At 72.6% G+C, this 26,154-nt stretch carries 15 protein-coding genes and 2 pseudogenes; 10 read left to right on the forward strand and 7 right to left on the reverse strand.

What is annotated here, in order from left to right; genetic code table 11:
• The first annotated feature begins 67 nt into the window (after positions 1 to 67).
• Both ACH5AC_RS29295 and ACH5AC_RS29300 read left to right on the forward strand, forming a co-directional pair.
• Positions 68 to 10,999 (forward strand): amino acid adenylation domain-containing protein, encoded by a 10,932-nt coding sequence (locus tag ACH5AC_RS29295; RefSeq protein ID WP_398865199.1) that lies wholly within the window; start codon positions 68 to 70, stop codon positions 10,997 to 10,999.
• Positions 10,996 to 12,696, forward strand: coding sequence for an ABC transporter ATP-binding protein (locus tag ACH5AC_RS29300; protein ID WP_398865200.1), 1,701 nt, complete (start codon positions 10,996 to 10,998; stop codon positions 12,694 to 12,696). Before ACH5AC_RS29295 ends, ACH5AC_RS29300 begins: the two co-directional genes overlap by 4 nt.
• An 82-nt stretch (positions 12,697 to 12,778) precedes the next feature.
• Here the strand turns inward: ACH5AC_RS29300 and ACH5AC_RS29305 are convergent, their stop codons facing one another.
• Positions 12,779 to 13,879 carry an alpha/beta hydrolase-fold protein gene (locus tag ACH5AC_RS29305; RefSeq protein WP_398865202.1) on the reverse strand — a complete coding sequence of 367 codons (1,101 nt, stop codon included), beginning with the start codon at positions 13,877 to 13,879 and terminating at the stop codon, positions 12,779 to 12,781.
• A gap of 93 nt (positions 13,880 to 13,972) precedes the next feature.
• Here ACH5AC_RS29305 and ACH5AC_RS29310 point away from each other — a divergent pair, with 93 nt between their 5' ends.
• Positions 13,973 to 14,185, forward strand: a complete 213-nt coding sequence (locus ACH5AC_RS29310) for an MbtH family protein (protein WP_398865203.1) — start codon at positions 13,973 to 13,975, stop codon at positions 14,183 to 14,185.
• Positions 14,186 to 14,199: 14 nt separating this feature from the next.
• Positions 14,200 to 14,394 (forward strand): annotated as a pseudogene (locus tag ACH5AC_RS29315) (amidohydrolase); the annotation flags it as partial.
• A 30-nt stretch (positions 14,395 to 14,424) separates the two neighbouring features.
• Here ACH5AC_RS29315 and ACH5AC_RS29320 read toward each other — a convergent pair.
• Positions 14,425 to 14,701: pseudogene (locus ACH5AC_RS29320) on the reverse strand (IS200/IS605 family accessory protein TnpB-related protein); the annotation flags it as partial.
• Positions 14,702 to 14,816: 115 nt separating this feature from the next.
• On the opposite strand from ACH5AC_RS29320, the gene htpG reads away from it, so the two are divergent.
• Both htpG and ACH5AC_RS29330 read left to right on the forward strand, forming a co-directional pair.
• Positions 14,817 to 16,706, forward strand: coding sequence for a molecular chaperone HtpG (gene htpG, locus ACH5AC_RS29325; RefSeq protein ID WP_398865205.1), 1,890 nt, complete (start codon positions 14,817 to 14,819; stop codon positions 16,704 to 16,706).
• A gap of 177 nt (positions 16,707 to 16,883) precedes the next feature.
• Entirely contained in the window at positions 16,884 to 17,105 is a 222-nt protein-coding gene (locus ACH5AC_RS29330; RefSeq protein ID WP_398865206.1) for a DUF2218 domain-containing protein, read from the forward strand.
• A gap of 42 nt (positions 17,106 to 17,147) precedes the next feature.
• Here the strand turns inward: ACH5AC_RS29330 and ACH5AC_RS29335 are convergent, their stop codons facing one another.
• A complete protein-coding gene (locus ACH5AC_RS29335) occupies positions 17,148 to 17,927 on the reverse strand; it encodes a DeoR/GlpR family DNA-binding transcription regulator (RefSeq protein WP_398865207.1) in 780 nt (259 codons plus the stop codon).
• A gap of 102 nt (positions 17,928 to 18,029) precedes the next feature.
• On the opposite strand from ACH5AC_RS29335, the gene ACH5AC_RS29340 reads away from it, so the two are divergent.
• Together ACH5AC_RS29340 and ACH5AC_RS29345 are read left to right on the forward strand one after the other, a co-directional pair.
• The gene (locus ACH5AC_RS29340; protein WP_398865208.1) at positions 18,030 to 18,911 is read left to right on the forward strand and encodes an SIS domain-containing protein; all 882 of its coding nucleotides are present in this window, start codon (positions 18,030 to 18,032) and stop codon (positions 18,909 to 18,911) included.
• 336 nt (positions 18,912 to 19,247) lie between these two features.
• Complete coding sequence (locus ACH5AC_RS29345) at positions 19,248 to 20,096, forward strand: ketose-bisphosphate aldolase (RefSeq protein WP_398865209.1); 849 nt, start codon at positions 19,248 to 19,250, stop codon at positions 20,094 to 20,096.
• On the opposite strand, the gene ACH5AC_RS29350 is transcribed toward ACH5AC_RS29345, so the two are convergent.
• Positions 20,083 to 21,219 carry a methyltransferase gene (locus tag ACH5AC_RS29350; RefSeq protein WP_398865236.1) on the reverse strand — a complete coding sequence of 379 codons (1,137 nt, stop codon included), beginning with the start codon at positions 21,217 to 21,219 and terminating at the stop codon, positions 20,083 to 20,085. The genes ACH5AC_RS29345 and ACH5AC_RS29350 overlap by 14 nt on opposite strands.
• 66 nt (positions 21,220 to 21,285) lie before the next feature.
• Here ACH5AC_RS29350 and ACH5AC_RS29355 point away from each other — a divergent pair, with 66 nt between their 5' ends.
• Together ACH5AC_RS29355 and ACH5AC_RS29360 are read left to right on the forward strand one after the other, a co-directional pair.
• Entirely contained in the window at positions 21,286 to 22,005 is a 720-nt protein-coding gene (locus ACH5AC_RS29355; RefSeq protein WP_398865210.1) for an alpha-ketoglutarate-dependent dioxygenase AlkB family protein, read from the forward strand.
• Positions 22,002 to 23,246, forward strand: coding sequence for an ROK family protein (locus ACH5AC_RS29360; protein WP_398865211.1), 1,245 nt, complete (start codon positions 22,002 to 22,004; stop codon positions 23,244 to 23,246). The genes ACH5AC_RS29355 and ACH5AC_RS29360 overlap by 4 nt, the downstream gene beginning before the upstream one ends.
• Before the next feature lie 45 nt (positions 23,247 to 23,291).
• Here ACH5AC_RS29360 and ACH5AC_RS29365 read toward each other — a convergent pair whose 3' ends face one another.
• The 3 genes from ACH5AC_RS29365 to ACH5AC_RS29375 form a co-directional block, all read right to left on the reverse strand.
• Entirely contained in the window at positions 23,292 to 24,056 is a 765-nt protein-coding gene (locus ACH5AC_RS29365; RefSeq protein WP_398865212.1) for an SDR family NAD(P)-dependent oxidoreductase, read from the reverse strand.
• A 45-nt stretch (positions 24,057 to 24,101) separates the two neighbouring features.
• Entirely contained in the window at positions 24,102 to 25,469 is a 1,368-nt protein-coding gene (locus ACH5AC_RS29370) for an MFS transporter (RefSeq protein WP_398865213.1), read from the reverse strand.
• Between the two features lie 79 nt (positions 25,470 to 25,548).
• A complete protein-coding gene (locus ACH5AC_RS29375) occupies positions 25,549 to 26,133 on the reverse strand; it encodes a TetR/AcrR family transcriptional regulator (protein ID WP_398865214.1) in 585 nt (194 codons plus the stop codon).
• Positions 26,134 to 26,154 lie beyond the last annotated feature (21 nt).

Genomic DNA, 26,154 nt, shown 5'->3' on the forward strand with positions numbered 1-26,154 from the left:
GGGCTGGCTCTCTCATGCCCTGGAAGGGATGCTGAGTCTTTCGATGGCTGATTCTTCGATGACGGGGATGACGGAACCGAACGCTCGGGTCGTACGGCTGTCTCCCGGGAGACTGGCCGGCGTACGCCGGCGGACCGGCGGCGACCACTCCGACAGGACCATCGCCGAAGCGTGCGCCATCGGGCTGTCGTACTGGGCGACGGGCCGCGGTCCCGACGGCATCGACCTCACCCCCGGCACCCTGTTCGCCGACGTCCTCGGCTGGGCCGACAACGGCGGTCCCCTGCCCGGCGGTTGGGAGGTCGGCGCGGACGGCCGGAGCATCACCGTCCCCGACGGCGTGCGACTCGCCGACGCACAGCTCGCGTTGGACGACCTCACCGACTTCCCGGAACGGACCCTCGGCACCATCGGCCCCGCCGACATGGCGAGAAGGCTCCGGACGCTGGCCGAGTGGAACGACACCGGGGCCGACCGGATCCGCCCGACCATCGTGGAGATGTTCCGCGAACAGGCCCGTACCAGGCCGGACGCCGTCGCCGTCGTCGACGAGCACCGGACCCTGACCTACCGTCAGACGGCCGAGCTGTCCAGCCAGTTGGCCCACCACCTCATCGACCGCGGACTCACCGCCGAACAGGTCGTCGGCATCTCCCTCGGCCGCTCCGCCGACATGGTGATCGCACTGCTCGGGGTGCTCCAGGCCGGCTGCGCGTTCGTACCGCTCGACCCCCAGTGGCCCGCCGAGCGCCGCGCCGTCGTCATCGAGGACGCCCGCGTCGTTCTGCAGCTCAACACCTCGGGCGAACACGACCCGGCCGAGCCGGAGGCCGTGGCGGTCGACCTCGGCGACTGGCGCCACGCCGCCCACCCGACCGAGGGCACCGGGATCACCGTCCCCGGCGCCGCCCTGGCCTACGTCATCTTCACGTCCGGCTCCACCGGGCGGCCCAAGGGCGCCATGATCCGGCACGAGGCGATCAGCGAGCGCCTGCTCTGGCAGGTCCACGAGATCCTCGGCTTCGGCCACGACGACGCCTCGCTGTTCAAGGCACCGCTGTCCTTCGACATCTCCATCAACGAGATCTTCCTACCGCTGGTGTGCGGCGCCCGGCTGGTCGTCCTGCGCCCCGGCGGCGAACGCGACCCCCACCACCTGCTGAGCGTGATCGCCGAACAGCGCGTCACCTTCACCTACCTGGTGTCGTCCATGCTGGACGTGCTGCTGGAGATGGCCGGCGACTCCGGGCGGCTGAACAGCCTGCGCCATGTGTGGTGCGGCGGCGAGGTGCTGACCCCGGAACTCCACGAGCGGTTCCGCACCCTGCTCGACATCCCCCTGTACCACGGCTACGGGCCCGCCGAGACGACCATCGGCGTCTCCCACGTCATCTACCGGGGCGCGGCCGAACGCCTGTCGACCTCCATCGGCAGGGCCAACCCCAACACCCAGCTGTACGTACTCGACGACGAACTGCGCCCGGTCCCGGTCGGCGTCGGCGGCGAACTGTACGTGGGCGGCTTCCTCCTGGGACGCGGCTACGTCAACGCGCCCGGCCTGACGGCGTCCCGGTTCGTCGCCAACCCCTTCGCCGCCGACGGCTCCCGGCTCTACCGCACCGGCGACCTCGCACGCTTCGCCCCGGACGGCTCGCTGGACTTCCTCGGCCGGGTCGACAACCAGATCAAGATCCGCGGCATGCGGCTGGAGATCGAGGACGTCGAGGTCGGCCTCGCGGAACACCCGCGGATACGGCACACCTGTGTCGTGGCGAAGAAGAACGCGGCGGGCGGCACCTACCTCGTGGGATACGTCATCCCGGCCGCCGGCAGCGAGGACCTGAGCGCCGACGAGGTCAAGGCGTGGGCCGCCGAGCACATGGTCGAGTACATGGTGCCCGCCCACATCGTGGTGATGACGGAGTTCCCGCTGACCGCGAACGGCAAGCTGGACCGCCGCGCACTGCCGGAGCCCGAGATCGCGACGGGCACGCTCGTCCCGCCCGCCACCGACGACGAGCGCGCGGTGTGCGCGGCGGTCGCGAAGGTGCTGCGACTGGAGGAGGTCGGTGCCGACCAGGACTTCTTCCAGCTCGGCGGGGACAGCATCCTGGCGATCTCGCTGCTGAGCGCACTGCGCGACACCGGTCTCCATGTCACGGCACGGCAGATCTTCGCCCACAGCACCCCGCGGGCACTGGCGGCGGTGGCGAGCCGCGGGGACGTCTCCACCGTCGACCACGCCGACGTCCCGACCGGCTCCGTCGTGGGATCGCCCATCGTGCAGTGGCTCGGCGAGACCACCGACGCCATCGACGGCTTCGTGCAGTCGGTGGTCCTGAACACCCCGGCCGACCTCACCGCCGACGCCCTCGACCGGATCCTCACCGCCCTGACCGTCCGGCACGACATGCTGCGCGCGCGGCTGGTGCGCGGCGACCGCTGGAGCTTCGACATCCCGGAGGCCGGCCAGGCCGGCCCACTGTGGCAGGAGAGCGACCGGCCGCTCGACGAGTGCGTGGCGCTCGCCACCGATGGGCTCGACCCGGCGGGCGGCGTGATGCTGAGGGCCGTGTGGCGGCGCGCCGCACGGCAGTTGGTGGTGACCGCCCATCACGTGGTGATCGACGGCGTGTCGTGGCGGATCCTGATGGACGACCTGGCCACGGCATGGCGGCAGCTCTCCTCCGGTACCCCGATCGAACTGCCTCCGGCGGGCACGTCGTTCCGGCGCTGGACCCAGCTCCTGGAACGCGCCGCGTTCGACGCGGACAGCTCCTACTACTGGCGTCCCCTGCCCGGAGCGGACGGACCACTGGGCAGGCGCGCGCTGTCCGGAACCGACACCGTCGCGCGGGAGCGGACGCTGACCGTCCCGGTCGGCCCCGAGGTCACCGCCGCGCTGCTCGGCGAGATCCCGGCGAAGTTCCACGCGGGCGTCAACGACGTGCTGCTGACCGCCCTCGCCGTCACCCTCGCCCGTTGGCGCCGGGACCTCGGCCAGGAGCAGACGTTCGCCCACATCGAACTCGAAGGCCACGGCCGCGAGGGCGGGTTCGTGTCGGCCACCGCCGGCTTCGAACCCGAACTCTCCCGGACCGTGGGCTGGTTCACCACCCTGTTCCCGGTGACCGTGGACCCCGGCACGGCCGCCGACCTCACCGCACCCGAGTACCTGACCGCCGCGCTCAAGGCCGTCAAGGAGGACCTCGCCCGGGTACCGGACAACGGCGTCTCCTACGGCGCCCTGCGCTATCTGACCGAGACCGAGTTCGACGCGCCCGCACCGCAGGTGCTCTTCAACTACTTGGGCCGCTTCGCCGCAGGCGCCTCCGGTGACTGGCAACTCACGAGCACAACAGGACAGCTGGGTGAGAAGCGGGACCCCAGGATGCGACTGCCGCGCGCCCTGGAGTTCAACGCCATCGCCGAACCCGCCCCGACCGGCGGCGCGTACGAGCTGGCCACCACCATCTCCTGGCCCGACGGCATGTTCACCGACGAGGACATCGCGACCATCGCCGAGTACTTCCGCCAGGCCCTGACCGGACTGGCCGCACTCGACCGAGGCGGCCACTCACCCAGCGACTTCGACCTGGTGACGCTCACCCAGGCCGACGTCGACGCCCTCGACAGCCCCGCGCTGAGGGACGTCCTGCCGCTGACCCCGCTGCAGGAGGGCCTGTACTTCCACTCCGTCTTCGACGACGACTCGGCCGGCGCCTATGTCGAGCAGCAACTGCTCACCCTGGACGGCGAGATCGACACCGACCGGCTCTCGGCCGCGGCCACCCGCCTGCTGACCCTGTTCCCGAACCTGGCCGCGCGCTTCACCGCCCTCGCCGACGGCCGCGTGGTCTCCGTGCTGGAGAGCGGCGTCCAGGCACCCTTCACCACGCTGGACCGCCCCGGCATCACCGACTACGAACTCCGTGCCCTCGCCGAGCGGGACCGACGCGCCGGGTTCGACCTGGCCACCGGACCGCTGATGCGCTACACGCTCATCCGCGCCGGCGCCGGCCGCACCGTCCTGGTGCAGACGGTGCACCACATCATCGCCGACGGCTGGTCGGTGCCGCCGATGCTCCGCGCGCTGCTCGCCGAGTACCACGCGCCGGGCAGCGTGTACCCGCTCGGCGGCTTCCCCGACTACGTACGTCGGCTCGCCTCCCACGACGCCGACGAGAGCGACCGCGTATGGGCCGACCAGCTGGCCGGACTGCCCGGCCCCTCACTGGTCGCCGAGGGACACACGCCCTCCGACCGGTTCGCCGACACCGCACTGGAACCCGGCGACGACATCGACGCCGCCGCCCGCTCGGCCGGCGTGCCGCTGAGCGTGGCCGTGCACAGCGCCTGGGCGGTGACCCTGGGCGGCATCCTGCACGGCGGCGACGTGGTGTTCGGCTCCACCGTGTCCGGCCGTGACGCGGAGGTGCCCGGCATCGAGGACATGGTGGGCCTGTTCATCAACACCGTTCCCGTACGCGCCCGTTGGACCGGCACCACCACCTCCCGCGACCTGCTCGCCTCGGTACGGGAACACCAGAGCGCGGTCCTGCCGCACCAGCACGTCTCCCTGGCGCGGATCGCCCGCCAGGCCGGTGCGGGCCCGTTGTTCGACACGCTGGTGGTGTTCGACGTGGCGACCGATGTGACCGGCCTGCGCAGGCCCGGCGACACCCTCCTCATCACCGACATCGTGAACGAGGGCGCCCCCCACTACCCGCTGACCCTGGTGGTGGAGCGCACCCTCGACGGCCGCCCCCGCTTCAACCTGATCTACGACGGCGAGCTGCTCCGGGAGACCGGCGCCCAGGCCATCCTGCGCACGTTCACCCACACCCTCACCGGTCTGCTCACCCGGCCGGACGCCCTGGTCGACGACCTGGCAACCGAGAACACCCGCCGCCCCACGCCGATCACCCCCACGACCCTGAGCGGCCTCTTCGACGCGGCCGCGCACCGCGACCCGGCCGCCACCGCCGTCACCCAGTGCGCCCTCGACGGCGCCACCCGCTCCCTGACGTACGGCGAACTGGCCGACGCCAAGGAGCAGTTGGCCGCCGTCCTGCGTGCCGCCGGGGTCGGCCGGGGCAAGCGGGTCGCCGTCGCCGTACCGCGCTCCCTGGAACAGGTCGTCGCCCTGGTCGCGATCGTCACCGCGGGCGGCGCGTACGTACCGCTGGACCTGGCGTACCCGGACGAACGGCTGGAGTACATCCTCGCCGACGCCGCCCCGCAGGTGGTGCTCGTGGACCGCGTGCAGCGGGACCGCTTCACGCGGCTGCTGGACCGGGCGGGCGTGCCGGCACGTGTGCTCGTGCAGGGCGAGCAACCGCCGTCCCGCGAACCCGCCGCCCTGCCCGAGGCCGACTGGCAGGACCCCGCCTATGTGATCTACACGTCCGGATCGACCGGCCGCCCCAAGGGCGTCGTCGTCCCGCACTCCAGCGTGGTGACCCTCCTCGCCAACACCCGGCCCGGCATGGACTTCGGCCCGCAGGACGTGTGGGTCCAGTTCCACTCGTACTCCTTCGACTTCGCGGTCTGGGAGCTGTGGGGAGCGCTGACCCACGGGGCTGAGCTGCTGGTCCCGGAGTACGGGCTGACCCGCTCCCCGGTCGACTTCCACCGGCTGGTCCGAGAGCGCGGGGTGACCGTGCTCAACCAGACCCCCTCGGCCTTCTACCAGTTCATCGAGGCCGACCGGCACGCCGACGAGCCGGTCACCGGACTGCGCCGGATCATCTTCGGCGGCGAGGCACTGGACCTCGGGAGGCTGCGCGGCTGGGTCGAACGGCACGGCACCGGTACGCCCGAACTCGTCAACATGTACGGCATCACCGAGACCACCGTCCATGTCACCCACCGCGTGCTGACCGACGAGGACTTCGCCTCCGGCGACGACGCCAGCCCGATCGGCGGCCCCATCCCCGGCCTGGTGACCTATCTCCTCGACGACCGGCTCAGGCCGGTGCCGCCGGGCCGGGTGGGTGCCATCTACGTCGCCGGCGACCAGGTGTCGCTCGGCTATCTCGGCAGGCCCGCGCTCACCGCCGGCCGCTTCGTGGCGAACCCGTTCACGGGCGACGGCTCCCGCATGTACCACACGGGCGACCTCGCCCGCCGCACCCTCGACGGCGAGCTGGAGTTCACCGGCCGCGCCGACGACCAGGTTCAACTCAAGGGCTTCCGAGTCGAGTTGGGCGAGGTGGAGTCGGCGATCAGGGAGCTCGACGGTGTTGTGGATGTCGCGGTCACCGTGGCCGACAGCGCCGATCATCTGGTCGCGCACGTGGTCGGCCGGGTCCCCGACGATCTCACCGGCCTGCTGTCGGCGAAGCTGCCGGTGCACATGGTGCCGGGCCGGGTGCTGACGCTGGACGCGCTGCCGCTGACGGTCAACGGCAAGCTGGACCGGAAGGCGTTGACGGCGCGAGTGCGCCCCGATGGGGGCGCGGGGCTGCATCCATATGCGGCTCCGCCGCGAGGCGCGACCAGCCCCCATCGGCACGCAGAGGAATCACTCGCCACCCTGATCGACATCTTCACCGAAACCCTCCCCGGCTCCGCCATGGACGCCGACACCGACTTCTTCCGCGCCGGAGGCGACAGCATCGTCGCCATCACCGTGATCAACCGAGCCCGCGCACTCGGCCTGCCGATCGCCCCCCGGGACGTGTTCCTGCTCAGGACTCCACGCGCGCTCGCCGAGCACCTCGGCTCGCAAGCGCCGCAGGCAGCGGCGCCCACCCCCCGCGAAGACGGCCCGCTGACCCCGACCCCGATCATCCTGCGCCAGCGTGAACTGGGCGGGTCCCTCGCCCGGTTCGCCCAGGCCAGGATGGTGCAGGCACCCGACGGCACCGGGTTCGCCGACGTCGAGCGCGCCGCGGACGCCGTCGTGGCCGCGCACCCTGCCCTGCGGCTGCGCCTGCGCGTCGAGCACGGCGTGTGGGCCCTGCGCACCGAACCCGCCCGCGCCATCACCGTCGTACGGACGCCCGGGACCGACGCGACGGCGGCAGCGAACGAAGCCGCCGGACGGCTGGACCCCGAGGCCGGGGACGTCATCGCGTTCTCGTGGCTGGAGGCGAGCCGGACCCTGGTCGTCACCGTGCACCACCTCGCCGTCGACTCGGTGTCCTGGCTGATCCTGCTGGAGGACCTGGCCGCCGCCCTGCGCGGGGAGCCCCTGGCGCCGCCGACCACGTCGTACGCCGAGTACGCCGAAGCACTGGCGACCCGGTCCATCCAGGTCGCCGACGACCTCGGGCACTGGATCACCACGCTCCAGGCCCCCGCGCTGCTGCCCGCGGTCGGCGGACTGCGTGAGACCACCGTCGTGCTCCCCCCCGACCTGAGCGACCGCCTGACACGCACCGCGCCCTCCGCCCTCGGCATCGGTCTCACCGAGCTGCTGTGCGGCGCGCTGCGCACCGCCCTGACCCGGGTCCAGCCGGCGCCCACCGATCTCGCGGTCGAGCTGGAGCGGCACGGCCGGGTCCCGGTGCTGGAGCACCACGACTACACGCGCACGGTCGGCTGGTTCACCGCGATCGCGCCGGTACGGCTCACCGCGCACACCGACCCCGTCGCGGCGGCACGTGAGGTCGCCGAACGCCAGCCGGACGAGTCCGGGCACGTCGCCTACGGCCGCCTGAGGTATCTCAACCCGCAGACGGCGCCGCTGCTGACCGCTCGCCCACAGGTGCTGTTCAACTACCTCGGCCGGGGCAGCGAGTCGCAGGCGCTGCACCTCACCGGCGGCGACCAGGGCAGCCCGTACGCCGTCGAGGTCAACGCCTGGCTGGACGCGGCCACCGGCGGCCTCCACGCGGCGTTCACCCTCGCCGAGGGCGTCCCCGACGTGATCACCGAGCACTGGCTGAGCGCCCTGGAGCACCTCGCGGACGCCGCCGCGACCGCCGAGCGCACGGCACCCGTCACCCCCCTCCAGCGGGGCCTGTTCTTCCAGGCCCAGATGGCGGGCACGGCCGGACACTACGTCGCGCAGAGCTGGTTCACCTTCGAGCGGCGCCTGGACACCGAGGCGCTGGCCGAGGCGATGACGTACGTGATCGCGCGGCATCCGGTGGTGGGCGCGGGCTTCACCACCGACGGTGACGGAAACCCGGTCCAGGTCCTCAGCGCGGGCCGCCGGATCCCCGTCCGCACGGTCGAGCTGCCGACCGACGCGGACGCCGCCGCCCTGCGCGCCCGGGACCGTGACACGGGATTCGACCCGGCTGAGCCACCGCTGATCCGGCTGACGGTGGTCCGGCTGCCCGGCGGCCGCGACGGCCTGCTGCTCAGCTACCACCTGCTGCTGTGGGACGGCTGGTCCCGCGAGATCGTGCTGCGGGACCTGTTCGACGCCTACCGGGCCGTCGTCGCGGAAGAGCCGCTCACCCCGGCCCCGGCCACGCCCAGCTTCGAGGACCACGCCCGGCAGCTCGCCGCCAGGGACACCACCGGGGCGGAGCGCTTCTGGGCGGAGCACCTGGCCGGACTGCCCGGCCCGACCCTGCTCGCCGGGCCGGCGCCCACGCTCTCGGACGACCTGCCGCACACGGTCGTACACACGCTGTCCCTGGAGCAGTCGGACCTGCTGCGGGACGCGGCCAAGGCGCACGGTGTCACCCTGAACTCGGTGCTGACCGGCGCGTTCGGGCTGCTGCTGGGCGCGCACACGGGCCGCAGCGACGCCGTGTTCGGCGTGACCGTGTCCGGCCGTGAGGGTGAGGGACTCGACGGCATCGTGGGTGTGCTGCTGAACACCGTGCCGATGTGGACCCGGGCCCGGCCCGGCGACACCGTGCGGGAGTATCTGACGGCCGTGCAGTCGGCCAGGGTCGAGGCGATGGACCACGAGCACCTGGGGCTCGGCGAGATCCAGCGGGCCAGCGGGCACGACACCCTGTTCGACAACCTGTTCGTGCTGCAGAACTTCCTGGACCTGGACGCGTTCGCCGAGATGAACGCCAAGCACGGCATCACCTCGGTGCGGGCCGACGACTCCACCCACTATCCGTTCACCTGGGTCGTCACGCCCGGCGACCGGCTCACCATCAAGCTGGAGCACCGCGACGACGACGGCCGTACCGCGCGCCGCCTGCTCGACGACTACCTGCGCGTGCTCGACGCCCTCGCCCGGTCCACCGGGCCGGTGGGCGCGCTGCCGGGCCTGGGAGCGCGGCCGCTGCCCGGTGAACGCACCGACGTCGGCACCGACACCGTCGTCGACCGGTTCGACCGGGCGGCCGACCGCGCCCCGGAGCGGATCGCACTCGTCGCCCACGGCTCGACCATGACGTTCGCCGAACTCCGCGACCGCAGCCGCGCGGTGGCGGGTGTGCTGGCCGGGCGCGGCATCGGCCCCGAGACGACCGTCGGGCTCGCGATCCCCCGCTCCCTCGACTCGATCGTGGCGCTGTTCGCCGTCCTGCGCGTGGGCGCCGCCTATGTGCCGCTGGAGCTGGACCACCCGGACGAGCGGATCGCCGCGATCGTCGCGGACGCCCGCCCGGAGGTGATCCTCACCGTCAGCGCCGTGTCGCCACGGCTGACCGGTGACCTCATCGAGCTGGACCGGCCCCTGCCCGATGCCGAGCCGTATGTCACGTTCGCGCCGGACGACCCGGACCGGCTGCGGCACCCCGCGTACACGATCCACACCTCCGGCTCGACCGGGAAGCCCAAGGGCGTGGTGACCGAGTACGCAGGGCTCACCAACATGCTGATCAACCATCAGCGTCGCATCTTCGAACCGGTGCTGGCCGAGCACGGTCACCGGGTGTTCCGGATCGCGCACACCGTGTCCTTCGCCTTCGACATGTCGTGGGAGGAGCTGCTGTGGCTCGCCGACGGGCATGAAGTGCACATCTGTGACGAGGAGTTGCGTCGCGACGCTCCCCGGCTGGTCGAGTACTGCCTGGAGCACGGGATCGACGTGATCAACGTGACCCCGACGTACGCGCAGCAGCTGGTGGCCGAGGGACTGCTCGACGACCCGGCACGGAGGCCCGCGCTGGTGCTGCTGGGCGGGGAGGCCGTCACCCCGACGCTGTGGCAGCGCCTGGCGGACACCGAGGGGACCGTCGGCTACAACCTGTACGGGCCCACCGAGTACACCATCAACACGCTCGGCGTCGGCACCTTCGAGTGCCAGGACCCGGTGGTGGGCGTCGCGATCGACAACACCGACGTGTATGTGCTGGACCCCTGGCTGCGGCCGCTGCCCGACGGCGTCCCCGGCGAGCTGTACGTGTCCGGCATCGGCATCGCGCGCGGCTACCTCGGGCAACCCGCCCAGACCGCGCACCGGTTCGTCGCCTGCCCGTTCGGCGCACCCGGCGAGCGCATGTACCGCACCGGGGACCTGGTGGTCCGCCGGCCCGACGGCAACCTGATGTACCTGGGCCGCACCGACCAGCAGGTCAAGATCCGCGGCCACCGGGTCGAACCGGGCGAGGTGGAGGCCGCGTTCGCGGCGCACCCGGCGGTCCGGTTCGTCGCCGCCGTCGCCCAGGCCGACCCGCAGGTCGACGGCGCGTACCGGCTCGCCGCCTACCTGGTGCTGGACGGGGCCGAGTTGGCCACGGTCGCCGCCGAAGTGGGTGCCGCGCTGCCGGACTTCCTGCGCCCGACCCACTACGCCCAGGTCGACAGCATCCCGCTGACGGTGAACGGGAAAGCTGACACCAAGGCGCTGCCCGAGGCCAAGCCGCTCGGCGCGCTGACCACGGCGGGCGAACGCGGCCCGCGGACCGAGACCGAGACCGTCGTGTGCGAGTTCTTCGCCGAGGCACTGGACCTGGACGATGACGAGGTGAGCGCGGTGAGCGACTTCGTGTCCCTGGGCGGGCACTCGATGCTGGCGGTACGGCTGATCGGCCTGCTCCGCCGGGAGTACGGCCCCGTCATCACCATCCGAGACCTGTTCACCCTGCGCACGCCCGAAGCGATCGCCCGCCACCTCGACGACCACTCATGACCACGCCTGACACGCAGCGGCCCCGCACGGGGTCCGACATCCTCCGCACCGCCCTGCGCCGCAACGTCGGCGCCATGACCGGCGGCACCCTCCTCATGGGCATGTACCAGGCGGCCGAGACCGCCTTCCCCATCGCGCTCGGCCTGATCGTCGAGCACACCATGCGGGACCGCAGTCTCGGCGCGCTCGGCCTGTCGATCGCCGCGCTCGCCGTGATCATCACGACGGTGTCCCTGTCGTGGCGGTTCGGCATGCGCATCCTGCAGAAGGCCAACACCACCGAGGCACACCGCTGGCGGGTGCGGGTCGCCGCCTGCGGACTTCAACCGGTGGCCCGGGACGTCGACCTGAAGTCCGGCGAGGTGCTGACCATCGCCACCGAGGACGCCGACCAGACCGCCGACATCATCGAGGTGGTGCCGCTGCTGGTCAGCTCGCTGGTCGCGGTGCTGGTCGCGGCGGTCGCCCTGGGACTGGCCGACGTCCGGCTCGGCCTGCTGGTGATCGCCGGCACGCTCGCGATCCTGTCGATCCTCAGCGTGATGTCCAAGCGGATCGGCAGCAGCACCCAGGAACAGCAGGCCCGTGTGGCGCGGGCCGGCGCGAAGGTCGCCGACCTGATCACCGGCCTGCGCCCGCTGCACGGCTTCGGCGGCAACCACCAGGCGTTCCTGTCCTACCGAAGGGTCAGCACCGAGGCCAGACACCAGGCGATCACCGTCGCCCGGGTGAACGGGGCCTACGCGGGCACCGCCCTGGCCCTCAACGCGGTCCTCGCCGCCGCGGTGACCCTGACGGCGGGCTGGCTGGCCTTCGGCGGCCGGATCACCATCGGTGAACTCGTCATGGCCGTGGGCCTCGCACAGTTCATCATCGAACCGCTCAAGCTGTTCTCCGAGATGCCCAAGTACGTCATGATGGCGCGCGCGTCCGCCGAGCGCATGGCCCTCGTACTTTCCGCGCCGCCCGTCACTACCCCGGGGCCGGAACTCCCGCCGCCGGGCGGCGACTTGGAGATCGACGGCGTCCGCCACGGCACCCTGCGCCGACTGAAGTTCCATGTCTCCGCCGGGGAGTTCGTGGCGATCGCCTCCTACCAGCCGCGCGCGGCGGCCGACCTGGCGGCGGTGCTGTCGATGAACGTCCCACCCGACGCGTACGAGGGCGCGGTGCGGGTCGGCGGGCGCGAGCTCGCGGACCTGTCGGTCGAGGCGGTCCGCGAGCACATGCTGGTGAACCCGTACGACGGCGAGATCTTCGCCGGCACCCTTCGCACCAACATCGACCCGTCCGGCACCAGCCGCACGGTCCCCGAGGCTGTGGAGGCGTCCATGCTGACCGACGTCGTGGACCTCCATCGCGAGGGCCTCGACCACGCCGTCCGCGACCGCGGCGCCAACCTCTCCGGCGGCCAACGTCAACGCCTGTCGCTGGCACGGGCCTTGGCCGCCGACTCCGACGTCCTGGTCCTGCACGACCCGACGACGGCCGTGGACGCGGTCACCGAACAACTCATCGCCCGCAACATCGCGGAACTCCGCAGGGGCCGCACCACCATTGTTATCACCAGCAGCCCGGCCCTACTGGACGCGGCAGACCGGGTCCTGGTCCTGGACGACGGCGTCATCACAGCCGAGAACACCCACCGCAACCTCCTGGCCACCGACGAGGAGTACTACTCGGCGGTGGCCCGCTGATCCCAGCCAAGGGCGCGGGGCTGTGTCGCCATGCGGCTCCGCCGCGTGGGCGCGACCAGCCCCCACCGGCCCGCAGACTGAATCACTCCCGAAGAACCCAAGCCACATCCCTGAGCAACGCATGCCGCCACCCGACGCGATCATGCCCGGTGGCCGACCGGGACACCCGCACAGTCGCCCCGGCCCGTTCAGTCAGCACCTCAATCAGCTCACAGTGCGGCAACATCTTCGTCTCGTGTTCCCCCACGTCGAAAGCAACCCGCAGCCCAGACAGCTCGGGAAGCTGCCGCAGGCACCCCGCGAGAGCGCCCCCGACCGGCCCGCCCAAAGGATCCGCCAGGCCCACCGCCTCAGGGGACCACCAGAACGACCCCGACTGACAAGCCACCCGAGACACCAACTCCGGAAAAGCCAGCGCGGCGTACACCGCACTCAACCCCCCGAGACTCTGCCCCGCGACCACCAGCCGCTCCACCTCGACGGGCACGCCACTGTCGGCCACCAGCGGCAGCAACTCGTCCCGGATCCCCTCCCACACTTCGGACCGGCACGCGAACTCGGCCTCTCGGTCCCGGGTCGGCACGAAGACGAGCGTGACGGGCGGCATGTCCCCGTGCGCGACGGCCGACTCGAACGCCGTCATGGCCGGGTGCAGATACAGCCAGTCGTCCCCGTCGAGCAGCAGCACCACCGGCCCCCCGCCGCCCACCGGATGGACCCGCACGGTACGCCGTCCGCCGAGCCGTTCACTGGCCCAGCGGATCCGGGTCTTCGGCACGGGCAGGACGTCGTCGGGCCCGACGACGGGCCAGTGCGGCTGCGCCGACGCGTCGGGGGTCGCGGCGATGGACCGGTCACCGCCCGCTCCCACCGGGTTGTACGGGTCCGCGTACGCCGCGTCGCCGACCAGGAACTGGTAGGTCGCCCGCATCCGTCGGGGCAGGGGCACCTTGGCGTACCAGCAGTCGGTGTCGCCCCAGCGGCGCAGCGGCACCGGCTCGGGCCGGCTCTCGAAGCCGAGGCTCGCGGCGGAACCGCGCCACAGGAACAGGGTCACCCAACCGCCGTCGGCCGCGGGCACGGACAGGGGTGTCCGCGCGGCCGCCCAGAACGCGTCGGTGCCCGGCCTCCCGGACAGTCCGAACTCGGCGAAGGCGGACGGCTGTTCGGCAGGGCCGTGCATGAACGTCTCCTTGTGAGCGCAAGGGGCGAAGGCTAAGCTCAGTGCAGTTAGGCGAGCCTAACCTAATTGCATTGTTCCGGGGAGGCATTGACCATGAGCACCAACCCCTTCGATGACACCGAAGGCCGATTCCTGGTCCTGGTGAACGACGAGGGCCAGCACTCACTCTGGCCGTCCTTCGCGGAGGTGCCCGGCGGGTGGACCGTCGCCTTCGACGAGAACACCCGGGCCGCGTGTCTGGACTACATCGAGTCCCACTGGACCGATCTGCGCCCCCGCTCCCTCGCCGCCTCCACGGACCACTGACGCGCCCCACCGAGCTGACCACCAGGCTGACCAGCGCCCGCTTCCTCACCCTGGACCCGCACCACCCGGGCGCCCATGACCTGGGCATCTGGCAGGGCCGCATCGCGGGCCTGGACGAGGCCGTGACGTCCCTGCCCGCCCGGGAGGCGGTCGACCTCCAGGGCGCCACCGTGCTGCCCGGGTTCGTCGACGCCCATGTGTACCTGGCCCCGGGGTCACCGATTCGGCCTGGACGGTCCGCTGAGCTGTGCCTGCTCCAGGTGGTGGCGGGTGTTCATCAGCCGTTTCCCACCGCGCACCACGCACCTTCTTGCTGCCCTTCTCACCCACGGGCAGGGACAGCCGGTGCCCGATGGTGTCGATCCCGGCTTGAAGGCTCTGGATGTGCGCGAGCTGGCCGCGCCGGGCGAGTGCCCACTGGTCGTGGGTGGCCTTCGTGACCGACCCGGCCCAGCGGGAGGAGGACTCCTGCGTGAGAGCGCGCTTGCGCTCGGCCCACTGCTCACCGCCGTGCTTGCTGCTGCTCCGCCTCACGGCGCGGTGAACAAGCTCGGGTGCGGGATGACTTGGTGTTTTACAGTGGCTTCCGGCAGAGCCGACGACTGTGGGACCTGTGAGGTAGAAGCCAACCATGCCGACCGAAACGTTTGAGTTCCAGGTAGAGGCCCGTCAGCTGCTCCAGCTGATGATCCACTCGGTCTACTCGAACAAGGATGTCTTCCTGCGCGAGCTCGTCTCCAACGCCTCCGACGCGCTGGACAAGCTGCGCCTGGCCGCCCTGCGGGACGACGGGCTCGCCGCCGACACCGCCGACCTGCACATCGAGATCGAGGCCGACAAGGATGCCCGTACGCTCACCGTGCGGGACAACGGCATCGGGATGTCGTACGACGAGGTGGGCAAGCTCATCGGCACCATCGCCAACTCCGGAACCGCCGAGTTCCTGAAGGAGCTGAAGGAGGCCAAGGACGCGGCCGGGGCCGAGGGGCTCATCGGGCAGTTCGGCGTCGGCTTCTACTCCGGCTTCATGGTGGCCGACGAGATGACCCTGGTCACCCGCAAGGCGGGGGAGACGCGGGGCACCCGCTGGTCGTCGCGCGGCGAGGGCACGTACACCCTGGAGACCGTCGAGGACGCCCCGCAGGGTACCGCCGTCACCCTCCACCTCAAGCCGGCCGACCCGGAGAACCAGCTCCACGACTACACCTCCCCCTGGACCATCCGGGAGATCGTCAAGCGGTACTCCGACTTCATCACCTGGCCGATCCGGATGCGCCGGGAGGGCGACGACGCGTCCGAGCCCGAGACGCTGAACTCGATGAAGGCACTGTGGGCGCGCTCACGCGACGAGGTGTCCGACGACGAGTACCACGAGCTGTACAAGCACCTCGGCCACGACTGGCGCGACCCGCTGGAGACCGTCCGGCTCCAGGCCGAGGGCACCTTCGAGTACCAGGCCCTGCTGTTCGTCCCCGCGCACGCCCCGCACGATCTGTTCACCCAGGGCCACCAGCGCGGCCTCCAGCTGTACGTCAAGCGCGTGCTGATCATGGACGACTGCGAGGCGTTGCTGCCGCCGTACCTGCGCTTCGTCAAGGGCGTCGTCGACGCGCAGGACCTCTCGCTCAACGTCTCCCGCGAGATCCTCCAGCAGGACCGGCACATCCGGATGATCCAGCGCCGGCTGACCAAGAAGATCCTCTCCACCGTCAAGGACCTCAAGGCGAACGACGCGGAGAAGTACGCCACCTTCTGGCGGGAGTTCGGGGCCGTCCTGAAGGAGGGGCTGGTCACCGACGCCGACAACCGCGAGGCCATCCTCGCCGTCGCCTCCTTCGCCAGCACCCACGCCGACGACGAGCCGACCACCCTCCAGGGTTACGTGGAGCGGATGAAGGACGGCCAGGACGCCGTCTACTACATGACCGGCGAGTCCCGGCAGAGCATCGAGAACTCCCCGCACATGGAGGCGTTCCGGGCCAAGGGCATCGAGGTCCTGCTGCTCACCGACCCCGTCGACGAGGTCTGGGCCGACGCGGTCGGCGAGTTCGACGGCAAGCCGCTGCGGTCGGTCGCCAAGGGCGAGATCGACCTCGGCACGGACGACGGCGACCAGGCCGAGGGCGAGCGGGACAAGCGCGACGAGGAGTACGCCGGTCTGCTCGGCTGGATGAAGGAGCAGCTCGGTGAGGAGGTGAAGGACGTACGGCTGTCGTCCCGGCTCACCGTCTCCCCGGCCTGTGTCGTCTCCGACGCCCATGACCTGACCCCGGCGCTGGAGAGCATGTACCGCGCCATGGGCCAGGAGGTGCCGCGGACCAAGCGGATCCTCGAACTCAACCCCGATCACCGGCTGGTGCGGGGACTCAACCGGGCCTACGGCGAGCGTGAGGACCACTCGGGGCTGGTCGAGACCGCCGAACTGCTGCACGGGCTCGCGGTGCTCGCGGAGGGCGGTCGCCCGCAGGACCCGGGCCGGTTCGTGAAGCTGGTGGCGGAGCGGCTGGAGAGCAACCTCTAGGAGGCGCAAGGAAGTTGGCTCGCCGGTGGGCGCGGAATCTTCACTCCGTGCCCACCGCGCTGTGCGCTTGCTTGAGCCCTAAATGATCTAGGGTGCGGGGGAGCCGTGCAGGCCGGCATCCCCCACGGAGTACTGCCGGAGGCCGACACGGTCCACCGTCACACGAAGGGGTTCTCCATGCCCCGCTCCACCGCCCGGGTCACCACCGACCGCCCGCACCGCTACGCCAAACAGCTCGCCGCCCACCTCGGCCGCCGGTTCGAGACGTCCTGGGACGAGGCCGCCGGCACGGGCAGCGTCGACTTCCCCCAGGGCAGCGGCACCCTCACCGCCGTCGAGGGCGCCCTGCTCCTCACGCTGGAGACCGACGCCGAACACCTCGACCGTTCGAAGATGTGATGGGACGTCATCTGGTGCGCGCACGACTGAGGCGACCCGGGCTCAGACCGTGAGCACCCGGATCCCCGCCTCCTCGAACCGCCGTACCGTCCCCGCGTCGGCCGCCGCGTCCGTGACCAGGGTGTCCACCGCGTCGGCCGCGCAGATCCGGGCGAAGGCGCGCCGGCCCAGCTTGCTGGAGTCCGCGGCCACCACGACGCGCTGGGCCCGCTCGCACAGCATCCGGTTGACCGCCGCCTCCGCCTCGTCGTGCGCGGCCGCGCCGTGCTCGACGTCGAAGGACACCACGCCGAGCACGGCCACGTCGAGCGTGATCTGCCCCAGCACCCCGTCCGCCAGCGGCCCGACCAGCTCGTACGACTGCGCCCGCGCCACCCCGCCGGTCACCACGATCTTGAACTGGGGCCGCACGGCGAGCTCGCCCGCGATGTTCAGCGCGTTGGTGACGATCGTCAGGGCCGGTGTCCCCGAGCCGAGATCGCCGCGCACGGCCAGGGCGCGGGCCACCTCCGTGGTGGTGGTGCCGCCCGTCAGCCCGACCGCCTCGCCCGGCGCGACCAGCTCGGCCACCGCCTCGGCGATCCGCTGCTTCTCCGGAGCGCGCCGGGCCGTCTTGTAGCGCAGCGGCAGCTCGTACGATACCCCGTGCGCGACCGCGCCGCCCCGGGTGCGCACCAGCATCCGCTGCTCGGCGAGCCGGTCGAAGTCGCGCCGGATCGTCGCCGCCGACACCGCGAGCTCGGCGGCCGCCTCCTCGACGTCCAGCCGGCCGCGCTCGACGAGCAGCTCCAGCAGTGTCTTCCAGCGGGCGTCCCGCGACATTCCCTCACCCTTCCCGCATGCTTGAAGTTGCTCGAAAACGGGCCCTATCTTGCAAGAGTACTCATCAGGACTAGGGTGCTCTTCCCTGGAGGGGGCGTCGGTATGACCCACGTCGAGGACGAACTGACCAGCCAGCCCGAGTGCTGGATCCATGCCGCGTCGAGGGCCGCCGACTGCACGCGGGAGCTGCCGAGGGCCGGGGAGCGGGTCGCGCTCGTCGGCTGCGGCACGTCGTACTTCATGGCGCGGTCCGCCGCCGCCCTGCGAGAGGCGTCCGGCCAGGGCGAGACCGACGCGTTCGCCGCCTCCGAGTTCCCGCACGGCCGCGCCTACGACCGTGTCGTCGCCCTCACCCGCTCCGGCACCACCACGGAGGTCCTCGACCTGCTCACCCGGCTGCGTGGACACACCCGCACCACCGCGATCACCGCCGACCCGCACACGCCCGTCATGACCGCCGCCGACGACGTCGTCGTCCTCGACCACGCCGACGAACGCTCCGTCGTGCAGACCCGGTTCGCGACCAGCGCGCTCACCCTGCTCCGCGCCCACCTCGGCCTGCACACCGACGCCGTCGTCGCGGACGCCCGTACCGCGCTGGCCTCCGATCTGCCCCAAGGGTTGCTGGACTGCGGCCAGTTCACCTTTCTGGGGCACGGCTGGACGGTCGGCCTGGCGCAGGAGGCCGCGCTGAAGATGCGCGAGGCGTCGCTGTCCTGGGCCGAGGCGTACCCCGCTATGGAGTACCGGCACGGCCCCATCAGCATCACCGGGCCGGGCAGGGCGGTCTGGCTGTTCGGCGAGGCACCTGACGGGCTGGCCGAACAGGTCCGCGCCACCGGTGGGCTGTGGGTGTCCGGCGACCTGGACCCGCTCGCCGAACTGGTCCGCGCCCAACGGCTCGCCGTAGCCCTCGCCTCCGCCCGCGCCCTCGACCCGGACCGCCCCCGCCACCTCACCCGCTCGGTGATCCTCACCCGCTGACCCCTGACCGGTCCGCCACCTCATGCGCTCGGCGAAGCACGCCTGCCGGCGCCCGGACCGCACGCGCACCTCACCCGCTCGGTGATCCGCACCCGCTGGCGCCCGGACCGGGACCACCCCGCCGCCTCGCCTCGCCCGGTGATCCTCGCTCGTTGACGGCGACCCGGATTGCCCCCGCCCCTCGCCCGCTGATGCCTGACCGGATCGGTCCGCTGCCTCGCCTCTTGACGGCGGCCTCGGCCCTGACGCCCCGCCCGTTGACGCCTGGCCCTCGGACCGGCCCGCTGCTCGTCCGTCCGCTGATGCCCGCCCCCTGACGCCCGCCCAGGAGCATCCGTGCCGCTCACCACCACCGGCGACCTCGTCACCCGCGCCGCCGCCGCGCGTCGTGCCGTCGCCGCGTTCAACATCATCACGTTGGAACATGTGGAGGCCGTCGTGGCCGGCGCCGAGGCGGTCGGCGCGCCCGTCGTCCTTCAGGTCAGTGAGAACGCCGTCAGGTTCCGCCACGGCCGTGTCCTCCCGCTCGCCCGCGCCGCGGCGGCCGCCGCCGAGCGCGCCGCCGTCCCCGTCGCGCTGCACCTCGACCACGTCAGCAGCGACGAGCTGCTGCGCCAGGCGCCCGGTGCCGGGTTCAGCTCCGTGATGTACGACGCCTCCCGGCTGCCGTACCGCGAGAACCTCGCCGCCACCCGCGCCGCCGCCGACTGGACGCACGCCCGAGGGCTGTGGATCGAGGCGGAGTTGGGGGAGATCGACGGCAAGCTGCCGCCGCGCGACCCGCACGCTCCCGGGGCCCGCACCGACCCCGTCGAGGCGCGGGCGTTCGTCGCGGACTCGGGCGTCGACGCCCTGGCCGTCGCCATCGGCAGCGTCCACGCGATGACCGCCCGCACCGGCACTCTGGACCACACCCTGCTGGAGCGCCTCGACATGGCCCTGGAGGTGCCCCTCGTCCTGCACGGCTCCTCCGGGCTGCCCGACGAGGAGCTGACCGCGGCCGTCGCCGGCGGCATCGCCAAGGTCAACATCGGTACCGCCCTCAACCTCGCCATGACCGGCGCGATCCGGGAGTACCTCGACACCCACCCCGAGGCGGTCGACTCCCGCCACTACCTCAGCGTGGGCCGGGAGGCGATGGCACGGACGGTGGCGCGGCTCATCACCGTGGTCACCCGCGCCTGACGGCCCGCAGCACCACGAACTTCGGGTCACTCGCCATGAGTTCGCTGTTGCCGAACAGCCGGCGCAGCTTCACGTGATAGCCCAGGTGCCGGTTGCCGATCACCCACAGCTCCCCGCCCGGCCGCAGCGCGCGCCGCGCCCCGCTGAACATGCGCCAGGCGGTCGCGTCCGACGTGGCCTGGTGGGAGTGGAACGGCGGATTGTTCAGGACGAAGTCCACGCTGCCGTCCGCCACCCCCTCCAGCCCGTCCCCGACCCGGAACTCCGCGTGCCCCGGCACCTCGTTGGCCTTGTACGTCGCCTCCGCGGAGGCCACCGCCTGGAACGACTCGTCGGTGAACAGCACCTCGGCCTCGGGGTTGGCCAGCGCCACCGCCGTCCCCACGACCCCGTTGCCGCACCCCAGGTCCACCACCCGCCGGTCGCCCCGGGTGCGTGGCAGATGCGCCAGGAAGAAGCGGGTGCCGATGTCGAGCCGGTCGGCGCAGAACACGCCCGCGTGGTTGACCACGGGACGCCCCGACAGCGCACCCAGGCCCTCCGGCAGGTCGTACCGGTACGGCCACGGACTGGCGGGCCGCTCCAGCGCCGGATCCGGCGTGCAGAAGATCAGCCGCGCCTTCTGCTGGGCGAGCGAGGTGCGGGTCGGCCCGAGGATCCGCTCGAACAGCTGGAGCGTCGAGGTGTGGATCTCCTTCACCATGCCGGTGCCGACGACGACCGTGTCCGCGTGCACCGCCGGCGCCAGCCGCAGCAGCTGGTCCTCCAGCAGCGCCAGGCTCTTGGGCACCCGCACCAGCAGCACGTCGATCCGGCCGGGCGGCGGGTCCTGCGTGGTCAGCAGCCGCACCGCGCCGGGCTCGACACCGCCGCGCGCCAGGTTCGCCCGGGTCGCCTCCTGCCCGAGGTACGAGTCGGTGATCTGGACCGGCCGGTGCTCCGCGAGCGCCGTGACCAGCGCGCCCCACCGGTCCCCGAGCACCACGACCGTCCCCGACAGCGCGATGCCCTCCTCCGCCAGATGCCGGAGCAGATACGCGTCGGAGGCGTCCCAGGCGCGCAGCCGATCGCGCGGATCCTCGGGGAAGCGGGCCAGGGCGAACTCGCCCCACGGCGTCGTCATACGGTCGTCCACCGGGTCAAGGCTAGCGGAGCCGCAGCTCAGGGGCGGTGGGGGAGGATGGGAGGCATGGACGCCGAGCTGTTCCCCAGGGAGAGTGCCGAGCCGTTCCCCCGGAAGCGCGCGACGATCGCGCCCGGCGCGGTGCACGTCCCCGACTGGCTGGACGCGACCCGCCAGCGCGAGCTGCTCGCGGCCTGCCGGGTCTGGGCGCGCCCGCCGGCCGGCCTGCGCACCGTCCGCACGCCCGGCGGCGGCACCATGACCGCCCGCCAGGTCTGCCTCGGCTGGCACTGGTACCCGTACGCCTACGCCCGCACGGTCGTCGACGGCGACGGCTCCCCGGTGAAGCCCTTCCCGTCCTGGCTCGACGACCTCGCCCGCCGCGCGGTCACCGACGCGCTCGGGCCACCGGCGGCCACGACACCGTCGTACGACATCGCACTGATCAACTTCTACGACGGTGACGCGCGCATGGGCATGCACCGTGACGCCGACGAGCGCTCCGACGCCCCCGTGGTCTCCCTGAGCCTCGGCGACACCTGTGTCTTCCGCTTCGGCAACACGGAGACCCGCACCCGCCCGTACACGGACGTCGAGCTGCGCAGCGGCGACCTGTTCGTGTTCGGCGGGCCGGCGCGGCGCGCGTACCACGGGGTGCCGAGGGTGCGTCCGGGCACCGCGCCCGGCTGGCTCGGGCTGACCGGACGGCTGAACATCACCCTGCGCGTGAGCGGGCTCACTGGCGGCAACACCACCGAGCGGATCATGGGAGACTCGCCCTCATGAGCGGCAAGGCGGACCCCCGGCCTGCGGGGGAAGGGACCACCTCGAAGGCGCGGCTGGACCGGGGACGCGGTGCGCTCGGGCCCGCGTTGGAGCTCGTGCACACCGGGCGCGCGCCCACCCGGGCCGTCCTCACCGCCGAACTCGGCGTCACCCGCGCCACGGCCGGCGCGGTCGCCGCCGAACTGGAGGCGCTCGGCCTGATCCGGGTCGACGCCCGGCCCACGGCCGCCGCAGGCTCCCAGGGCCGCCCCTCGCACCGGCTGAACATCGCCGACGACGGCCCCGTCGTGCTGGCCGCCCAGGTCCACGCCGACGGATTCCGCGCCGCGCTGGTCGGCCTCGGCGGCCGGATCGTCGCCACCACCCCGAGCTGCGAGGCCGTCGACGCCGACCCCGCGAAGGTGCTCGGTACGGTCGTCGACGCCGCGGCCGAACTGCTGCGCACCACCGGGCGCCGCTGCTTGGGCGCCGGGCTCGCCGTTCCGTCGGCGGTCGCGGAACCGGAGGGCCTCGCCCTCAACCCGCTGCACCTGGCCTGGCCGGTGGGCGCTCCGGTGCGGGACATCTTCACCGAGCGGGTGCGGGCGGCCGGGGTCACCGGGCCGGCCTTCGCCGGCAACGACGTGAACCTGGCCGCGCTCGCCGAACACCGGCACGGCGCCGGACGCGGCGCCCGCGACCTGCTGTGCGTGGCCACCGGACACCGGGGCGTCGGCGGCGCGCTGGTGCTCGACGGGCGCCTGCACACGGGCAGTTCGGGGCTCGCCCTCGAAGTCGGCCACCTCACCGTCAACTCCGAGGGCCGCCCCTGCCACTGCGGCGGCCGAGGCTGCCTGGACGTCGAGGCCGACCCACTGGCCCTGCTCACCACCGCCGGACGCGAGCCCGGCCCCGAGGGTTCGCTGCTGCACCAGGCCAGCCGGCTGATCCGCGAGGAGTACGCCGACCCGGTCGTCCGCACCGCCGTCGAGGCCCTCATCGACCGGCTGGGACTGGGCCTGGCGGGCCTGGTGAACATCCTCAACCCCGACCGGATCATCCTCGGCGGCCTGCACCGCACCCTCCTCGACGCCGACCCCGACCGGCTGCGTGCCGTCGTCGCCGACCGCAGCCTGTGGGGCCGCAGCGGCGGCGTCCCCATCCTGGCCTGCTCCCTCGACCACAACAGCCTGGTCGGCGCGGCCGAACTGGCCTGGCAGCCGGTCCTGGACGACCCGCTGGGGGTACTGACGCAGAGCTGACGGACCGCGTCGGCCACGAGGCCCTGCCTCATGGAGAGCTGCCGGCTACAGCTCCGCACCCCCGTCGACCACCAGATCCGTGCCCACCACCGAGGCCGCCGCGTCGGACGCCAGATACAGCACCGCCGCGGCCACCTCCTCCGTCGTCGAGACGCGGCCCACCGGCGACTGGTCCTTCATCCGGGCGGCGCGCTCGGCCTCCGTCTCGCCCGGCAGGAGCGACATGGTCGTGTCGGTGGCTCCGGGGCTGACCGCGTTGATGCGCACCCCGTCGGCGATGTACTCCAGGGCCGCCCCGCGCGTCAGTGAGGTCACGGCCGCCTTGCTCGCCGCGTAGGCGGTGGTGCTGGGCACCTGCATGTGCCGGCCGAGGTTGGAGGAGACGTTGACGATCGCGCCGCCGTGCGTCTGCGTCCGCATCTGCCGTATCTCGGCCCGCAGGGCGAGGAACACACCGGTGACGTTGGTGTCGAACAGGGTGCGCCAGTCGTCCTCCGCCAGGTCGGCGGTGGGCCCGCCGCGGAAGACGCCGGCGTTGTTCACGGCGACGTCGAGCGAGCCGAACTCCTCGGCGACGCCCCGCACGAGCGCTTCCACGTCGGTCGCCCGGCTGACGTCCGCGACGCGGGCGACGGCGCTGCCGCCGGCCCGCTCGGCCAGGGCGACAGTCTCCTCCAGCGCCGGACGACGGCGCCCGGCGACGACGACCCGGGCGCCCTCGGCGGCGAACGCCAGGGCCGCGGCCCGGCCGATGCCGGAGCCGGCGCCGGTGACGAGGACGGTGCGGCCGGTGAAGCGGTTGTCGGACATGGAGTCAGGTTCCTTTCAGTCAGACGGACAAGGACGCGAGAGAGCTCAGGAGCGTGCGAGCCGCAGCGCGGACGCGGTCACGGCGAACAGGGCGGCCGCCGTGGCGAGACTCGCCCGGTCGCCGCCGACGGCGAGCAGCACCGCGAAGACCACGGTCGGCCCCACCTCCATCGCGGTGTTGTGGACGCCTCCGGCCAGCCCGGCGCGTTCGGCGGGCACCCGGTCGGTCGCCAGCACCGCCGCACCGGCGAAGGACGCGGCGGCCCCGGCGGGCAGCAGCACGAAACCGGGCAGCACCCCGAGGGCGTACGGGACACCGGAGTCGAGCCCGAGGAGTGCCAGCACCGCGAGCCCGACGGCGGCCGTGGCCAGCCCGCCGGCGGTGACGGCGACCGGCCCTCGGTGCGCGACGAGCCGCCCGGCGACGCGCGCGGACAGCAGCAGGGCGAGGGCGAACGGCAGGAACGCGGCGGAGGTCCGCAGGGCCGACCAGCCGCGTTCCTCCTGGAGGTGGAGGGAGAACAGGACGAACACGGTGCTGGTCCCGGCCGCCGTGAGCGCGGTGGCGGCCAGCCCGGGCGCGCGGCGGCCGTCGCGCAGGAACCCCGGCGGCAGCAGCGGATCGCGGGCCCGCCGCTCGACGACCGTGAACAGGGCGAGGAGGGCGAGGCCGACGGCCGACGGAGTCAGCACGTCGGCGGACGTCCATGGCCGGGCGTCGGTGAGGACGAGGCCGTAACTGGTCGCCGCGATCCCGCCGGTGGCGAACAGCGCGCCGGGAAGGTCGAGGCCGGGACGGTGGCCCGCCGGGCGTCCGGGGCCCGGCGGCAGGACACGCGGCGCCAGGAGGAGCGCGGTCGTGGCGGCGGCGGGCGGCAGGGCGAACGCCCAGCGCCAGGAGAGCAGTGCCGAGATCACGCCGGACAGCAGGTTCCCGGCCGTGGCGCCGAGCACCGACAGTCCGCCCCAGGTCGCCATCGCCCCGCGGTATGCCGGGGGTTCGGGGAAGAGGTCGCCCAGGACGGCCGTCGCGGCGGGGGCGGTCAGGGCCGCGCCGGCGCCCTGGGCGAAGCGCGCCGCGAGCAGGGCGGCGTACCCGGGGGCGAGCGGTGCGGCGATGGAGGCGGCGGTGAAGAGCAGCAGCCCGGCGACCAGAGCGCGCCGCCCGCCCCAGCGGTCCGCGAGCCGCCCGCCGAACAGCAGCAACCCCGCGAAGGTCAGCCCGTAGGCCGCGCTGAGCAGCACCAACTCCTCGCGGCGTAAGGAGAACCGGGCGCCGATCTCCGGCAGTGGGACGGCGACGGCGGCCAGCGTGAAGATCAGCGTGACCTGCACGGAGCCGAGCAGGAGGAACGGGCCGCGGGTGGCGGTGCGGGCCGTGGGCCCGGCCGTGGCGGCGTCGGTCGTGGTCATGAGCCCCCCGGTTTCTTGACCGATCGGTTCAGAATTTTGGCGTGCGAGGATCCAGTGTCAGCGGGGTGCGCGGAGTCGGTCAGTCCAGCAGTGCCAGCGCCTGGTCCGCCGCGTCCCGCACGCGCGCCGGGTCCGTGGACGCCTTGCCGACCACCCGCAGGCCCTGCATCAGCACCAGCAGCATGCGGGCCAGGGCCCGCGGATCGCGCTCCTCGTCCAGCTCGCCCTGCTCCTGCGCGCGGACGAGCGTGGAGTGCAGCAGCGTCTCCAGACGCTCCCAGCTGAGCTCCACGCGGCGGGCCGCCGCGCTGTCGTGCGGGGCGAGTTCGGCGGCTGTGTTGGTGACGAAGCAGCCGGTCTCGCGGCGGGCGTCGTCCGCGGCCTCCGCCGCGAACCGGCGCACCAGCGCGCGCACGGCCGGCAACGCGGGCCCCGGCCGGGACAGTTCGTGCAGCAGATACGGATTCTGCTGCTCGCCGTACCGGTCCAGTGCCTTCAGATACAGGTCGCGCTTGTTGCCGAACGTGGCGTAGATGCTGGCCCGGCCGATCCCGAGGTGCTCGACGAGGTCGGCCATCGACGTCGCCTCGTAGCCGTGCCGCCAGAACAGCTCCAGTGCGGACTGCAGGGCGGCGTCGGGGTCGAACTCCTTGGTGCGAGCCATGTGATGACCCTAAGCGATTCA

This window comes from Streptomyces sp. NPDC018693, from assembly GCF_044391385.1.
Lineage (GTDB): Bacteria > Actinomycetota > Actinomycetes > Streptomycetales > Streptomycetaceae > Streptomyces.

Coding starts and splice junctions, on each gene's coding strand:
- ACH5AC_RS29300 (WP_398865200.1), top strand. CDS start 10,996: ATGACCACGCCTGACACGCAGCGGCCCCGCACGGGGTCCGACATCCTC.
- ACH5AC_RS29350 (WP_398865236.1), bottom strand. CDS start 21,219: ATGACGACGCCGTGGGGCGAGTTCGCCCTGGCCCGCTTCCCCGAGGAT.
- ACH5AC_RS29355 (WP_398865210.1), top strand. CDS start 21,286: ATGGACGCCGAGCTGTTCCCCAGGGAGAGTGCCGAGCCGTTCCCCCGG.
- ACH5AC_RS29375 (WP_398865214.1), bottom strand. CDS start 26,133: ATGGCTCGCACCAAGGAGTTCGACCCCGACGCCGCCCTGCAGTCCGCA.
- ACH5AC_RS29335 (WP_398865207.1), bottom strand. CDS start 17,927: ATGTCGCGGGACGCCCGCTGGAAGACACTGCTGGAGCTGCTCGTCGAG.
- ACH5AC_RS29295 (WP_398865199.1), top strand. CDS start 68: ATGACGGAACCGAACGCTCGGGTCGTACGGCTGTCTCCCGGGAGACTG.
- ACH5AC_RS29370 (WP_398865213.1), bottom strand. CDS start 25,469: ATGACCACGACCGACGCCGCCACGGCCGGGCCCACGGCCCGCACCGCC.
- ACH5AC_RS29310 (WP_398865203.1), top strand. CDS start 13,973: ATGAGCACCAACCCCTTCGATGACACCGAAGGCCGATTCCTGGTCCTG.
- ACH5AC_RS29360 (WP_398865211.1), top strand. CDS start 22,002: ATGAGCGGCAAGGCGGACCCCCGGCCTGCGGGGGAAGGGACCACCTCG.
- ACH5AC_RS29305 (WP_398865202.1), bottom strand. CDS start 13,879: ATGCACGGCCCTGCCGAACAGCCGTCCGCCTTCGCCGAGTTCGGACTG.
- ACH5AC_RS29365 (WP_398865212.1), bottom strand. CDS start 24,056: ATGTCCGACAACCGCTTCACCGGCCGCACCGTCCTCGTCACCGGCGCC.
- ACH5AC_RS29330 (WP_398865206.1), top strand. CDS start 16,884: ATGCCCCGCTCCACCGCCCGGGTCACCACCGACCGCCCGCACCGCTAC.
- ACH5AC_RS29340 (WP_398865208.1), top strand. CDS start 18,030: ATGACCCACGTCGAGGACGAACTGACCAGCCAGCCCGAGTGCTGGATC.
- htpG (WP_398865205.1), top strand. CDS start 14,817: ATGCCGACCGAAACGTTTGAGTTCCAGGTAGAGGCCCGTCAGCTGCTC.